This window comes from Pseudomonadota bacterium (assembly GCA_016719885.1).
Lineage (GTDB): Bacteria > Pseudomonadota > Gammaproteobacteria.
Window position 1 is genome coordinate 83,463 of the sequence record JADJYF010000027.1, and the last position, 12,992, is coordinate 96,454.

Genomic DNA, 12,992 nt, shown 5'->3' on the forward strand with positions numbered 1-12,992 from the left:
GCCTCCTTCATCTGTCCCTTAGTGCGCCTGGCTGAGCATCCAGCCCCAGTAGGCGAAGATCAGCATCTGCACACTGAACAAGGTGGCGCGCGCCATCACCATCGGCGCCGAGGTCGACGCGATGTGCACCACGGACTGCGCGATGCGGGCATAGAGCACCACCATGGCGAGCTTGTCGGTGATGTCCGTATGGCCGGTGGCGATGGCGAGCAGCATGAGGCCCACCGCCAGGGCCAGGTTCTCCAGCGCGTTGGCATGGGAGCGCGTCATGCGCAGCCCGAACGCGTTCAGATCGCGGCCATCGGCCTGAAACGCGTTCAATTCCTTCTCGCCCCGCATGATCGCGCTGACGCGCGTGAATACCAGGGCGAAGGTCAGCGCCACTGACCACATGACCATTCCAATCAAGGCAATTGCCGTCGTGCTCATATCCCCTCCCAAATCATGGTGATACCGGGTCGTGGCATGGTGACGCCTGCCCGGCGTTGTTGTGGGGCCGGCAAGGCCGGCCACGGCACCGCGGCCATGCGGCCGCGGGTTCGCGGCAGGATAACAGACGCCTGTCACGGCGCAGCGCCCGATGCCGGCCCCGGCCCCGACGCGACGGCGCCTGAACTTTTTCCGGCGATGGTCGATATGCCTGATAACGAATCTCAATCCTTAGCCGGCGAGACCCTCCAACCACCGTGTCCAGAACACTTTCTATCAAGCAGAAGCTCGGCTTTGCCATTCTGCTGGCCATGGTGGTTGGCCTGGTGGTGGCCGGCGCGGCTTTCACCTGGCGTGACTACCACGCCACGCGTGCCGCCCTGGTCGCACGTGCCGAGGCCCATGCACGCATGGCGGCATTGGCCAGTGCCGCGAGCATCGCACGCGGCGACCGCGTCGGCACCGAGCGCGCATTGCACCTGCTCGACGGCGACAGCGCCATCGTCGCTGGCCGCATCGATACGCCCTCGGCGCCGGGTTTCGCGCGCTTCGAGACCTCCGCCTGGGAAGCCGCAAGTCAGCGACAGGATTTCGAAGCCAGCGCGGCGGTGGTCGCCGATGGACGCAGCCTCGGCCGCGCAACGGTGGGCGCGAGCTTTGCCGAAGTGCGCAAACGCCTGTGGCACGACGTGCAACTGGTGGCGGCCATGGCAGCCATCGCAATCGTGGCGGCACTGGCGCTCGCGACACGCCTGCTGCGCGGCATCTACCTGCCGGTGATGGGCCTGACCGCGATCGCCCGCCGGGTGCGCGAATCGCGCGATTACGCGCTGCGCGCACCGGTGCTGGCCACCGACGAACTCGGGCAGCTGTGCGCCGACTTCAATGGCATGCTCGCCGAGATCGAACAGCGCGATCGCGAACTCGAAACGCAGGTCGAACAACGCACCGAGGAACTCAAGCGGCGCAATCACGAACTGTCATCGCAGATCGCCGAGCGCAGCGCCACCGAGCGCGCCCTGGTGGCGAGCGAACAACGCTTCAAGAGTGCTTTCGACAGCGCCGCCATCGGCATGATCATCGTCAACGAGGCGCGCCAGATCCAGCACGCCAACCAGGCCTTCGAAGCCATGCTCGGTTATGCGCCCGATGTCATGACCGGCATGGCGCTGCGTGAGATATCCCACCCCGACGATCGCGAGACCGGTCTATACCAGTACCACGAACTGGTGGCGGGTCAGATCGAGCGCTACCAGATCGAGAAGCGCTACGTGCATCGAGACGGCCATCCGATCTGGGTCTTGTGCCACGTGTCGGCGGTGCGCGACGCGAGCGGCCGTTACCAATACGCGATTGGCCAGATCCAGGACATCACCGAGGCGCATCAGCTGTCCAAGGAGCTGTCCTACCAGGCCACCCACGACGCCCTGACCGGCCTCGTTAACCGTCGCGAGTTCGAGGCGCGCATCGAATACGCGCTGGAAGGCACCTGGCGTAACGGCAAGGAACACGCCATCTGCTATCTCGACCTCGACCAGTTCAAGGTCATCAACGACACCTGCGGCCACGTGGCCGGCGATGAACTGTTGCGCCAGGTGGCGAACGTGTTGCGCGCCAAGGTGCGCGCCAGCGATACCATCGCGCGCCTCGGCGGCGATGAATTCGGCCTGTTGATGGAGAACTGCCCGTTGGCGCAGAGCCAGCGCGTGGCCGAAAGCTTCCGCGCCGCCATCGAGGATTTCCAATTCGTGTGGGACGACAAGCGCTTCCGGGTGGGCGTGAGCATTGGCCTGGTGCCCATCAATCGCGATTCAGCGAGCGTCACCGAGGTCCTGCAACAGGCCGACACTGCTTGTTACGCGGCCAAGGATCTCGGCCGCAACCGCGTACACACCTACCTGCGCGACGATGAAGAGCTGGCCAAGCGTCACGGCGAGATGCAGTGGGTGACCAAGATCCAGGCGGCGCTCGAGTCGGATCAGTTCCGTCTCTACGTGCAGCCCATCGTGCCGGTGGTCGGTGCACGCAACCGCTACGAGCACTACGAAGTACTGATCCGCATGATCGATGGCGATGGCGCCGAGGTGCCGCCCGGCGCCTTCCTGCCGGCCGCCGAGCGCTACAATCTCGCCGCCCAGGTCGACCGTTGGGTGGTGTCGCACCTGCTGGAATGGGCGGCGCAGAATCCGCGCGAATTCGCGCGTTTCGACATGTGCTCGGTCAATCTCTCAGGCCTGACGCTGGCCGATGAATCCTTCCTCGGCTATGTCATCGACCTGCTGCGCGCGGCACGCGTGCCGAGCAGCAAGATCTGCTTCGAGATCACCGAGACCGCGGTGATCTCCAATCTTTCACAGGCCAGTCGTTTCATCTCGACCTTGAAGGCCCTGGGCTGCTTCTTTGCGCTGGACGATTTCGGCAGTGGCCTGTCGTCGTTCGCCTATCTCAAGAACCTGCCGGTCGACTACCTCAAGATCGACGGCATGTTCGTGCGCGATGTGCACAGCGACCCGCTCGATCGTGCGCTGGTGCGCTCCATCAACGACGTCGGCCAGGTGATGGGCAAGAAGACCATCGCCGAATTCGTCGAGAACGATGACATCATGCGCGTGCTGGCCGAGGTCGGCGTGGACTACGCGCAAGGCTATGGCGTCGGCAAACCGTTCCCGTTGTCGCGCCTCGATCACGTCGAACCCGAGGCGCGCCTGGCGGCGGTCAGTTGAGGACCGCGCGCCTCATTCCGGGAACAGCCCGAGCGCGCTGATGGCCTGACGGATGCGGCCGTGAAAGGCGCGCGTCGCGCAGATCACGCCGCGATTGGCGGCGAGGCCCGCGCCCTTGGAAAAATCCAGCGGCTTGCCGAGCACGTCGGTGACCACCGCGCCCGCCTCTTCGGCGATGATCATGCCGGCGGCGTGATCCCAGATCTTCTCCACGTAATCGCGGCGCGTCGGCAAGCGCAGGTAGGCCTCGGCCTGGCCGCGGGCCACCACGGCGTACTTGCACTGGCTATCGAGCCGCGCCGGCGCGCCACGCGCGGCGAGGTAGTCGACGATGCGGCCGGTGTCGTCGATGCGCGAATGCGCCGCTTCGACTGATTCGCACACGCGCATGGCGCTGATATCTTCCTCGCGACTCGCATCCAGGCGACGCGGCGACAGGTTCGGACGGTCCGCTGGCACCGCCCAACTGCCGCCGCCGCGCACCGCATGGAACAGACAGCCGCGCGTGTCCGGGTCGTCGAAGGAACGGTTGAAATCCTGGGACAGGTTGGGGCAGCCCAGCACGCCGAGCACCACCTTGCCCTGTTCGATGAGGGCCAGGGAAACCGCGTACTGACCGCCGCGCAGAAAGCCCTTGGTGCCGTCTATCGGGTCCAAGGTCCAGTAGCGCGCGCCGCTCGCGTCGTGATTGCCGAGGTCGATCGCGTCCAGCACATCGTCGATGCCGGCGCCCGGCCAGGCCACGCGCGCGGCGGCGGCGACTTCTTCGCGCAGGGCCGTGCGACCCGCTTCGCGCAAGGTCTCGGCGTCTTCTTCGCCGACCATGGTCAGGGTGCCGAACGCGTCGGCGAGCCGGCGGGCAATGACGGCCTGTGCGGCGTAATCAGCCACCGTCACCGGGCTCATGTCGTCCTTGCTGTGACGTTCGATGTGCTGTTGACGGCTCTGCACGTGACGGGTCACGCGACAGGCGGCAGCGACCGCCGCGATGGCAACGGGCAAGATGTCCTGGTAAGTGGCCGAGTGCGTCACGACTGTCCTTTCTCTGTGGTTGACGTGGCGCCGGGCGGCGCCCACGGTGTTAAACTCCGAGCCCTGTTTTCCCAGCGCCGTCGGGTTTCCGTAGCGCCTGGCGCGCATGCCGATGGCTGCCGTCGGCGCCGTGCCTCGAACTTGCGCGCAATGCCCCAATCGAGGAGGAGAGCCGTCCATGTCCGAGAGCAAAGTCCGTCCGATCCCGGCCGCCATCGCCGCGTCGGCGCACATCAACGAGCAACAATACGTCGACATGTATCGACGCTCGATTGAGACACCCGATGCGTTCTGGGCCGAGCAGGCCGACAAGTTCGTGAGCTGGGATGCGCGTTGGCACACGGTCTCCAACTGCGACTTTAACACGGCCACCATCCGCTGGTTCGAGGGCGCGCGGCTGAACGTGTCCTACAACTGCCTGGACCGCCATCTCGCCACCCGTGGCGAGCAGACCGCCATCATCTGGGAAGGCGACGACCCGGCCGCGCACAAGCACATCACCTATCGTGAACTGCATGGCGAGGTGTGCCGTTTCGCCAATGTGTTGAAGGCGCGCGGCGTCAACAAGGGTGACCGCGTCTCGATCTACATGCCGATGATCCCCGAGGCGCTGGTCGCGATGCTGGCCTGCGCGCGTATCGGCGCGGTGCACTCGGTGGTGTTCGGCGGGTTCTCGCCCGACGCCCTCAAGGATCGCATCCTGGATTCCGAATGCGTGGCCTTGATCACCGCCGACGAAGGTCTGCGCGGCGGTCGCGGCGTGCCCTTGAAGGCCAACGCCGACAAGGCGCTGGAAGGCTGCGAGTGCGTGAAGTCGATGATCGTGGTGCGCCATACCGGCGCCGCCATCGCCTGGACCGCTGGCCGTGATCACTGGTACCACGAGTGCATGGCGAGCGCTTCCGAGGACTGCCCGCCCACCTCGATGGACGCCGAAGACCCGCTATTCATCCTCTACACCTCGGGTTCGACCGGCAAACCCAAGGGCGTGCTGCATACCACCGGCGGTTACCTGCTGCACGTGGCCATGACCCACAAGTACGTGTTCGATTACCACGAGGGCGACGTGTACTGGTGCACGGCCGACGTCGGCTGGGTGACCGGTCATTCCTACATCGTCTACGGGCCGCTCGCCAACGGCGCAACCTCGGTGATGTTCGAAGGCGTGCCGACCTATCCCGACGCGGGCCGCTTCTGGCAGGTCATCGACAAGCACCAGGTCAACATCTTCTACACCGCGCCGACCGCGTTGCGGGCCTTGATGGGCCAGGGCGATGCCTTCGTCACCAAGTACAGCCGCTCGAGTCTGCGCATACTCGGCAGCGTCGGCGAGCCCATCAATCCCGAAGCCTGGGAGTGGTATTACAACGTGGTCGGCGACGGGCGCTGCCCGATAGTCGATACCTGGTGGCAGACGGAAACGGGCGGCATCCTCATCACGCCGCTGCCCGGCGCGCGACGCCTGAAGCCGGGCTCGGCAACCTTGCCGTTCTTCGGTGTCGAGCCGGCGCTGGTCGATGATCAGGGCCGTGAGCTGGATGGCGCGACTTCGGGTTCGCTGGTCATCAATCGTTCATGGCCCGGCCAGATGCGCACCGTGTATGGCGATCACGAGCGCTTCAAGGAAACCTATTTCAAGATGTTTCCGGGGCGCTATTTCACCGGTGACGGCGCGCGTCGCGACGAGGACGGCTATTACTGGATCACGGGCCGCGTCGACGACGTGATCAACGTCTCCGGTCATCGCCTCGGCACCGCCGAAGTGGAGAGCGCGCTGGTCCTGCATCCGGCGGTGTCGGAAGCCGCGGTGGTGGGTTATCCGCACGCCATCAAAGGTCAGGGCATCTATGCCTACGTGACGCTCATGCACAACGTCACGCCCAGCGAGGAATTGCGCAAGGAACTCGTGCAGCACGTGCGCACCGAGATTGGCGCCATCGCCACGCCCGACGTCATTCAATGGGCGCCGGGTCTGCCGAAGACGCGCTCCGGCAAGATCATGCGGCGCATCCTGCGCAAGGTCGCGGCCAATGAACTGGACAACCTGGGTGACACCACCACGCTGGCCGATCCGTCGGTGGTGGACGACCTCGTCAGCCATCGTGCCAACCAGTAGCCGACGTCGACGGGCAAGCGCAGCGCGCGCGTCGCGAGGCGCGCCGTGAGTGGCGATGACGAAGCGCCGTGGCTGAAGTCGTGGCGCGCGTGGACCGAGACCGCGAGCAAGGGCTTCCAACCCGGCATGGGACAGCCCTTCTCAGCGGATTCGATAGCGGGGCTCGCCGACTCGTTCCGGCATTTCGCGCGCGCGATCCAGGGCATGATGAACAAGGGCGGAGGCGAGGACTTCGCCAATCGCTTCATCGCAATGCTGCAGCGGGCCGCGTGCGCGGGCGACTCCGCCAATCACGACGACTTCATCAATGCGCTGCTGGCCAGTGCGCCGCGCGCCTTGCTGGGTGTATTTCCCGACGCCGGCGCCGGCCGGGCGTGGTTGCAGTGGTCAGCCACCACCCAAGCCTGGGCGCACGAGCTGCTGGCGCTGCCGTCCATCGGCCCGTTGCGCGAATGGCAGGAGATGCTGAAGACCGTGCAGGCCGCGGCGCTGCACGAAGATCGCATACGCGCCGCTGTCGATGAACACTACCGGCTGGTGACGCGCGCGGCCTTGTCGCGCCTGGCGTTGGCGCTGGAAGATCATGACGGTCCGCCCATCCGCAGCGTGCGCGCCCTGTACGACCTGTGGATAGACCAGGCGGAAGCGGCTTACGCCGAACGCGTCATGAGCCACGAGTTCGCGCGCGATTTCGCTGCCTGGGTCAATGCCGGCAGCGCCTTACGCCTGGCGATACGCAAGCTTGGTGGACGTTTGACCGCGCTCATCGACGCGCCGGGCCGCGATGAGATCGATGTCTTGCTGGCGCGTCAGCGCGACATGCAGCGTGAACTGTCGGCGCTGCGCGCCGAGCGGGAGGCGGCGCACGCCAACCAGCCGCCTGTCATTCCCGTGACAAATGCAGCGGCCGACACCGTGATGCGCGCAGCGGCGCCGCAGGCTGTGCCCGCGGCCAAGCGCGGCGCACCGCGCGCGATTGGCGCCGCGGCTCCGCGCCCCAAACGTCGTGCGTCGAACGGCGGCAAAAGCCCCGCGACCAAGCGCGCGGATGCCACGCCGCCCCGCGCCAAGAAGGCGCCGCGCGGTGAGTTCGACATCGGCCACATTCTCGACGCCAACAAGTAGCCGCCATGCCTCGCCTTGAATTGCACGAGGACGCGGTCCGCCAGGAAATGGCGGCGTTCGCGCATGGTCTGCAGCAGGGGTTGGGCGTGTTGAGACGCACCGGCAAGGTCACGGTTGGCGTGACACCGCGCACCTGCATCTTCGAGATCGAAGGCGTGCGTCTGTATCGCTATGGCTCGAGCGATGAGCCCTGTGATCGCGTGCCGCTGCTGATTGTCTACGCCTTGGTCAACCGTCCCGAGATGGCGGATCTGCAGGCGGGGCGTTCCTTGATTGCCGCGCTGATGGAACGCGGTTTCGACGTCCATCTCATCGACTGGGGCTATCCCGGTGGCGCCGATCGACTTCTGGGGCTGGACGATTACGTCAATCGTTACATCGACGCCTGTGTCGACCATCTGAGGACGCGCTTGTCGCGGGCCGCGCTGCCGGTGCTCGGCATCTGTCAGGGCGGTACTTTGAGCACGTGCTACGCGGCGCTTAATCCGCACAAGGTGGAACGCCTGATCACCACGGTCACGCCCATCGATTTCCATACGCCGCGCGACATGCTTAGTCACCTCGTTCGCCATATCGATGTCGATATGCTGCTCGCGGGTTCGGGCAACATCAATGGCGATTTTCTCAACGCCTTGTTTCTTTCGCTCAAGCCTTACCGCCTGATGCAACAGAAATATCTGCGCTTCATCGAACAACTGGGTGACGCCGAGGCGGTTGCGATGTTCCTGCGCATGGAACAGTGGATCTTCGACAGCCCGTCCCTGGCGGCGCGCGCCTGCGGCGAGTTCGCACGCGACTTCTACCAGGGCAACAGGCTCGTCAAAGGCGAAGTGTTCCTCGGTGGGCGGCGTGTCGACCTGGCGGCCGTCACCATGCCGGTGCTCAACATCTATGCGCGGGACGATCACCTGGTACCGCCCGCGGCATCGCAGGCCTTGCGCGCCGTGGTCGGCGCCAGCGATTACTCGGAGGTCGAACTGCCGGGCGGGCACATCGGTGTCTACGTCGGGCTCAAATCGCCACGCTCGGTGCCGACGGCGGTTGCCGAATGGATGAGCGCGCGACGCTGAAGCGGAAAAAGAGGTCCCCCCCGAGCTCCGCGGGGAGACGGAGTCCGGAGGGGCGAGGGGAGGTCAATCAGAGATGAGGACGGCGCCTCGATAATTCAAGTTCAGGCGGCCTTCTTGGCGGCCTTCAGCGGAAAGAAGCTCGGGATGGTGAAGTCGGCGTTGCCGCTGACTGCCTTGAAACCCTTCTCGATCCACGCCTGGTAGGCTTCGCGAGTCTCGGTCAGGATGTCGGCGGTGGTGCGCGCGGCTTCCAGCACCTTTTCGTTCAACTCGGTGGCGAGCTTGGTCTGCTCGGAGAACAGCTCCTGCACGCCCTTCACTTCGCCCAGCGAGCTCACGTACTTGGTGCTGGCTTCGAAAGCGGCATTGGCCAGCTCCATCTGCTTGCCGGTCAGCTTTTCGATGACCTGGGTGTTGATGGCTTCGAGTTCCTTGGCGGCCTCGATGGCGTTCTTGCCGTATTCCTGCCAGTTTTCGATGAATTTGTTTTCCATGTGCGGGCTCCTGGGATTGGGTTATGGCGCCGTGCGCCGATGTTCGAACGGGGGCGGCGCATTTGGTGCGACGCAACATTATTGCGTTGCAGCATAGGCCGCCGAAAACGTCAAGTCAAGGCCGGCGAGCGATCTTTTTCGGCGCCGCCGGGCACGCATTTCGATGGCTTGGTGGCCAGCGTCGGCGCGTGCCGAAACCGGTGTGGCAGTGCGTGCCAAGTTGGCAAATCGTTACAAGTTTTCGTCAACATGCCGCCTGCGGTCGGCTACACTTGCGGCCAATTTTGAGCGGTCATCATCGGCGCGCTTTCCCCGAACCCATGATTCGCAGCCCCACCAATGCATCGCAGCGGGGCGCCACCGCCATCCAGCTTTTCCTTGAATTTGCAATTCGGAGTTTCGTCAATGACTAACAGTGCCGATTTGGCGGCATGGGTCGATTCAGTCGCCAAACTGACCCAGCCAGACCGTATTCACTGGTGCGACGGTTCGGAGGCCGAGAACGCCAGCCTCATCGAACTCATGCTGGGCACCGGTGACCTCGTCCGCCTGAACGAAGGCAGCCACCCCAACTGCTTCCTGCATCGCTCCAACCCGCAGGACGTCGCGCGCGTCGAACATCTCACCTTCGTCTGCACGCCCGATGCCGACGATGCCGGCCCGAACAACAACTGGATGGCGCCCGCCGACGGCCATGCCAAGATCGACCCCTTGTTCGAAGGCTGCATGCGCGGTCGCACCATGTACGTTATCCCCTATCTCATGGGGCCCTACGGTTCGCCCTATGCGCGTGCCGGCGTGGAGATCACGGACAGCCCCTACGTGGTGGTCAACATGCGTGTCATGGCGCGCATCGGCAGCCAGGCGCTGGCGCATCTCGAGCAGGCGCCACGTTTCGTCAAGGGTCTGCATTCGATTGGCGACCTCGATCCCGACAAGCGCTTCATCATGCATTTCCCCGATGAACTGCTGATCAAGAGCGTCGGCTCCGGCTATGGCGGTAATGCCTTGCTCGGCAAGAAATGCCATGCCTTGCGCATCGCCAGCGCCCAGGCGCGCACCGAAGGGTGGCTGGCCGAGCACATGCTGATCCTGGGTATCGAGAATCCGCAGGGCGAGACCACCTACGTCGCCGCCGCGTTTCCGTCCGCCTGCGGCAAGACCAACCTGGCCATGCTGGTGCCGCCGTCGACTTATCAAGGCTGGAAGGTGTGGACCGTCGGTGATGACATTGCGTGGATGCACATGGCGGAGGATGGTCGCCTGTGGGCCATCAACCCGGAAGCCGGTTTCTTCGGCGTGGCGCCCGGCACCAGCTCCAAGACCAATCCCAACTGCATGCACATGCTCGACCGCGACACGATTTTCACCAACGTCGCGGTGACGCCCGAGCTCGAGCCCTGGTGGGAAGGCATCGACGGTGCCAAGCCCGCCGAGCTCATCGACTGGCAGGGTCGCAGGCACGAGCTCGAAAAGACCGGGCCGGCCGCGCATCCCAATTCGCGTTTCACGGTGTCAGCCAAGCAGTGCCCGAGCTTTTCACCGCAGGGTGAAGCGCCGCAGGGCGTGCCGATCTCGGCCATCATCTTCGGTGGCCGTCGCTCGACGGTTGCGCCGCTGGTGTTCGAAGCGACCGACTGGAACCACGGCGTTTTCGCCGGCGCCGCGATGGCTTCGGAGACCACCGCCGCCGCCACCGGCGCGGTCGGCCAGGTGCGTCGCGATCCGATGGCGATGAAGCCGTTCTGCGGCTACAACTTCGGCGACTACTGGGCGCACTGGCTGAGTTTCGGCGCCAGGTCCGACAAGCTGCCTCGAGTGTTCCACGTCAACTGGTTCCGCAAGGACGCCGACGGCAAGTTCATGTGGCCCGGTTACGGCGACAACATGCGCGTGCTCGAATGGATCCTGGAGCGTTGCGCAGGTCGCGGCGCGGCGGTCGAAACCCCCATCGGTTTCGTGCCGGACGCCGCCACGTTGCGCCTGGACGGACTCGACCTGGACCGCAACACCATGCATGCGCTGCTGTCCATCGACCCCCGGATCTGGCAGAAGGAAATCGAGGAAATCGAAGCCTATTTCGATACCTTCGGCAACCGCATGCCGCAGGGCCTGCGTGAGCAGGCGCGCCGCATCAAGCGTGCGCTGGACGCGCAGCTCGCGGCCTGAGATTCGAGGAATGCGGATACGCGGCGGGCGCCATGCCCGCCGCGCGGGACGGGATTATTCGGGCTCGTCGGATTTCTTGCGGGGCGTCAGCAAAGCGTTCTTGAAGAACGTGTCCTGCATCTGCTTCCACATGTCGAGATTCTGCTTGGCCATTTCGCCGAAGGCGGAGGACATCGGCAGGTTCTGCATCGCTTCGCGCATCTGGGTCTGGAAGCGCGCCTGCTGGTCGCGGAACATGTTCAGGCTCTGACTGATGAAGTCGCCGGCCATGCCCTGCACCGAATTACCGTAGAAGCCGATCAGTTGTTCCAACACGTCGGTGGAGAACAGCGGCTCGCCTTCTTCCTCCTGCTCGATGATGATCTGCAGAAGAATATTGCGCGTGATGTCCTCGCCGCTCTTCTTGTCGATGACACAGAAGCCGATGCCTTCCAACACCAGCTTGCGCACGTCATTCAAGGTGACGTACTTGCTTTCGGCGGTGTCGTATAGACGGCGATTGGGATATTTCTTGATGACCCGTTTGGCTTCGTCGTTCATGCGGTCTTTCCCGTTACAGACTTTGAGTGCGACGAGCTGCTGCGCACCGTAGCGATTGCCCTGAATACGCGCGGCACATCTGTGTGTGCGTCACGCCTTGTTGCGTTCGACCGCCAGGGCCACGCCCTGGCCGCCGCCGATGCACAGCGTGGCGAGGCCACGACGCGCATCGCGTCGCGCCATCTCGTGCAGCAGGGTGACGAGGATACGCGCACCCGAGGCGCCGATAGGATGGCCAAGGGCAATGGCGCCGCCATTGACGTTGACCTTGGCCGGGTCCCAGCCCAGGCCGCGATTGACTGAAATGGCTTGCGCCGCGAAAGCTTCGTTGGCTTCGATGAGATCGAGATCCGCGACCTGCCAGCCGGCCTTGGCCAGGCATTTCTGCGATGCCGGGATCGGGCCGGTGCCCATGATGGCCGGATCGACGCCGGCGCTGCTGCCGGCCTTGATGGTGGCGAGCACCGGCAGGTTGAGGCTGGCGGCCTTGCTGGCCGACATCACCACCACCATCGCCGCGCCGTCATTGATGCCGGACGCGTTGCCGGCGGTGACGGAACCATCCTTCTTGAAGGCCGCGCGCAGATTGGCGAGGCTCTCTTGCGTGGTCGCGGCGCGCGGGTATTCGTCGCGCGCGAAAAGCAGCGGCTCGCCCTTACGTTGCGGAATCGAGACCGGCACGATTTCATCGGCGAAACGGTCGGCGGCCTGGGCGGCGGCGGTCTTGGCCTGGGTGGCGGCCGCGAACTTGTCCTGCTCGTCGCGCGCGATGTCGAACTGCGCGGCGATGTTCTCGGCGGTGACGCCCATGTGGTAGCTGTTGAAGGCATCCCACAGGCCATCGACGATCATCGAATCCTGCAGCGTCCAATCGCCCATCTTCTGCCCGTTGCGGGAACGCGGCAGCAGGTGCGGTGCGAGGCTCATGTTTTCCTGGCCACCGGCGATGACGATTTCCGCATCGCCGCAGCGTACGGCCTGGGCAGCCAGTTGCACGGCCTTGAGGCCGCTGCCGCACACCTTGTTGATGGTGAGGGAAGGTACGCTGTGGGGAAGGCCGGCGGCGATGGCGGCCTGGCGGGCGGGATTCTGGCCGGCGCCGGCGGTCAGCACCTGGCCCAGGATGACTTCGTCGATGCTGGCCGGATCGAGCGCCAGTTTTTCCAGCAGGCCGCGGATGACCTGCGCACCGAGCTGATGTGCCGGGATGTCGGCGAGCGCTCCTCCAAAGGAGCCGATGGCGGTGCGCAATGCGCCTACGATGACGGCCTCAGGCATCGGGATTTCCTTCCAT

10 protein-coding genes are annotated in these 12,992 nt (G+C 64.8%); 5 read left to right on the forward strand and 5 right to left on the reverse strand.

Annotated elements, in window-relative coordinates:
* Nucleotides 1-18 precede the first annotated feature (18 nt).
* Complete coding sequence (locus tag IPM80_23825) at nt 19-429, reverse strand: MAPEG family protein (GenBank protein MBK8961372.1); 411 nt, start codon at nt 427-429, stop codon at nt 19-21.
* A 257-nt stretch (nt 430-686) separates the two neighbouring features.
* Between IPM80_23825 and IPM80_23830 the strand changes: the two genes are divergently transcribed.
* Complete coding sequence (locus IPM80_23830) at nt 687-3,152, forward strand: EAL domain-containing protein (protein ID MBK8961373.1); 2,466 nt, start codon at nt 687-689, stop codon at nt 3,150-3,152.
* Nucleotides 3,153-3,164: 12 nt separating this feature from the next.
* Here IPM80_23830 and IPM80_23835 read toward each other — a convergent pair whose 3' ends face one another.
* A complete protein-coding gene (locus IPM80_23835) occupies nt 3,165-4,184 on the reverse strand; it encodes a 3'(2'),5'-bisphosphate nucleotidase (protein MBK8961374.1) in 1,020 nt (339 codons plus the stop codon).
* Between the two features lie 178 nt (nt 4,185-4,362).
* Between IPM80_23835 and acs the strand changes: the two genes are divergently transcribed.
* The 3 genes from acs to phaC are packed head-to-tail and all read left to right on the forward strand — an operon-like array spanning nt 4,363 to nt 8,495.
* Complete coding sequence (gene acs, locus IPM80_23840; GenBank protein MBK8961375.1) at nt 4,363-6,300, forward strand: acetate--CoA ligase; 1,938 nt, start codon at nt 4,363-4,365, stop codon at nt 6,298-6,300.
* 45 nt (nt 6,301-6,345) lie between these two features.
* Nucleotides 6,346-7,425 (forward strand): hypothetical protein, encoded by a 1,080-nt coding sequence (locus IPM80_23845; GenBank protein ID MBK8961376.1) that lies wholly within the window; start codon nt 6,346-6,348, stop codon nt 7,423-7,425.
* A gap of 5 nt (nt 7,426-7,430) precedes the next feature.
* Nucleotides 7,431-8,495, forward strand: coding sequence for a class III poly(R)-hydroxyalkanoic acid synthase subunit PhaC (gene phaC, locus IPM80_23850; GenBank protein ID MBK8961377.1), 1,065 nt, complete (start codon nt 7,431-7,433; stop codon nt 8,493-8,495).
* Between the two features lie 101 nt (nt 8,496-8,596).
* On the opposite strand, the gene IPM80_23855 is transcribed toward phaC, so the two are convergent.
* Nucleotides 8,597-8,989, reverse strand: a complete 393-nt coding sequence (locus IPM80_23855) for a phasin family protein (protein MBK8961378.1) — start codon at nt 8,987-8,989, stop codon at nt 8,597-8,599.
* A 405-nt stretch (nt 8,990-9,394) separates the two neighbouring features.
* On the opposite strand from IPM80_23855, the gene IPM80_23860 reads away from it, so the two are divergent.
* Entirely contained in the window at nt 9,395-11,158 is a 1,764-nt protein-coding gene (locus tag IPM80_23860; GenBank protein ID MBK8961379.1) for a phosphoenolpyruvate carboxykinase (GTP), read from the forward strand.
* Between the two features lie 54 nt (nt 11,159-11,212).
* Here IPM80_23860 and phaR read toward each other — a convergent pair whose 3' ends face one another.
* Together phaR and IPM80_23870 are read right to left on the reverse strand one after the other, a co-directional pair.
* The gene (gene phaR / locus IPM80_23865) at nt 11,213-11,698 is read right to left on the reverse strand and encodes a polyhydroxyalkanoate synthesis repressor PhaR (protein MBK8961380.1); all 486 of its coding nucleotides are present in this window, start codon (nt 11,696-11,698) and stop codon (nt 11,213-11,215) included.
* Nucleotides 11,699-11,788: 90 nt separating this feature from the next.
* Nucleotides 11,789-12,976, reverse strand: a complete 1,188-nt coding sequence (locus tag IPM80_23870; protein MBK8961381.1) for an acetyl-CoA C-acetyltransferase — start codon at nt 12,974-12,976, stop codon at nt 11,789-11,791.
* Nucleotides 12,977-12,992 lie beyond the last annotated feature (16 nt).

What these genes read in the sequence shown, in the direction of transcription:
- phaC (MBK8961377.1), top strand. Translation starts at nt 7,431, where the DNA reads ATGCCTCGCCTTGAATTGCACGAGGACGCGGTCCGCCAGGAAATGGCG.
- IPM80_23870 (MBK8961381.1), bottom strand. Translation starts at nt 12,976, where the DNA reads ATGCCTGAGGCCGTCATCGTAGGCGCATTGCGCACCGCCATCGGCTCC.
- IPM80_23860 (MBK8961379.1), top strand. Translation starts at nt 9,395, where the DNA reads ATGACTAACAGTGCCGATTTGGCGGCATGGGTCGATTCAGTCGCCAAA.
- phaR (MBK8961380.1), bottom strand. Translation starts at nt 11,698, where the DNA reads ATGAACGACGAAGCCAAACGGGTCATCAAGAAATATCCCAATCGCCGT.
- acs (MBK8961375.1), top strand. Translation starts at nt 4,363, where the DNA reads ATGTCCGAGAGCAAAGTCCGTCCGATCCCGGCCGCCATCGCCGCGTCG.
- IPM80_23825 (MBK8961372.1), bottom strand. Translation starts at nt 429, where the DNA reads ATGAGCACGACGGCAATTGCCTTGATTGGAATGGTCATGTGGTCAGTG.
- IPM80_23855 (MBK8961378.1), bottom strand. Translation starts at nt 8,989, where the DNA reads ATGGAAAACAAATTCATCGAAAACTGGCAGGAATACGGCAAGAACGCC.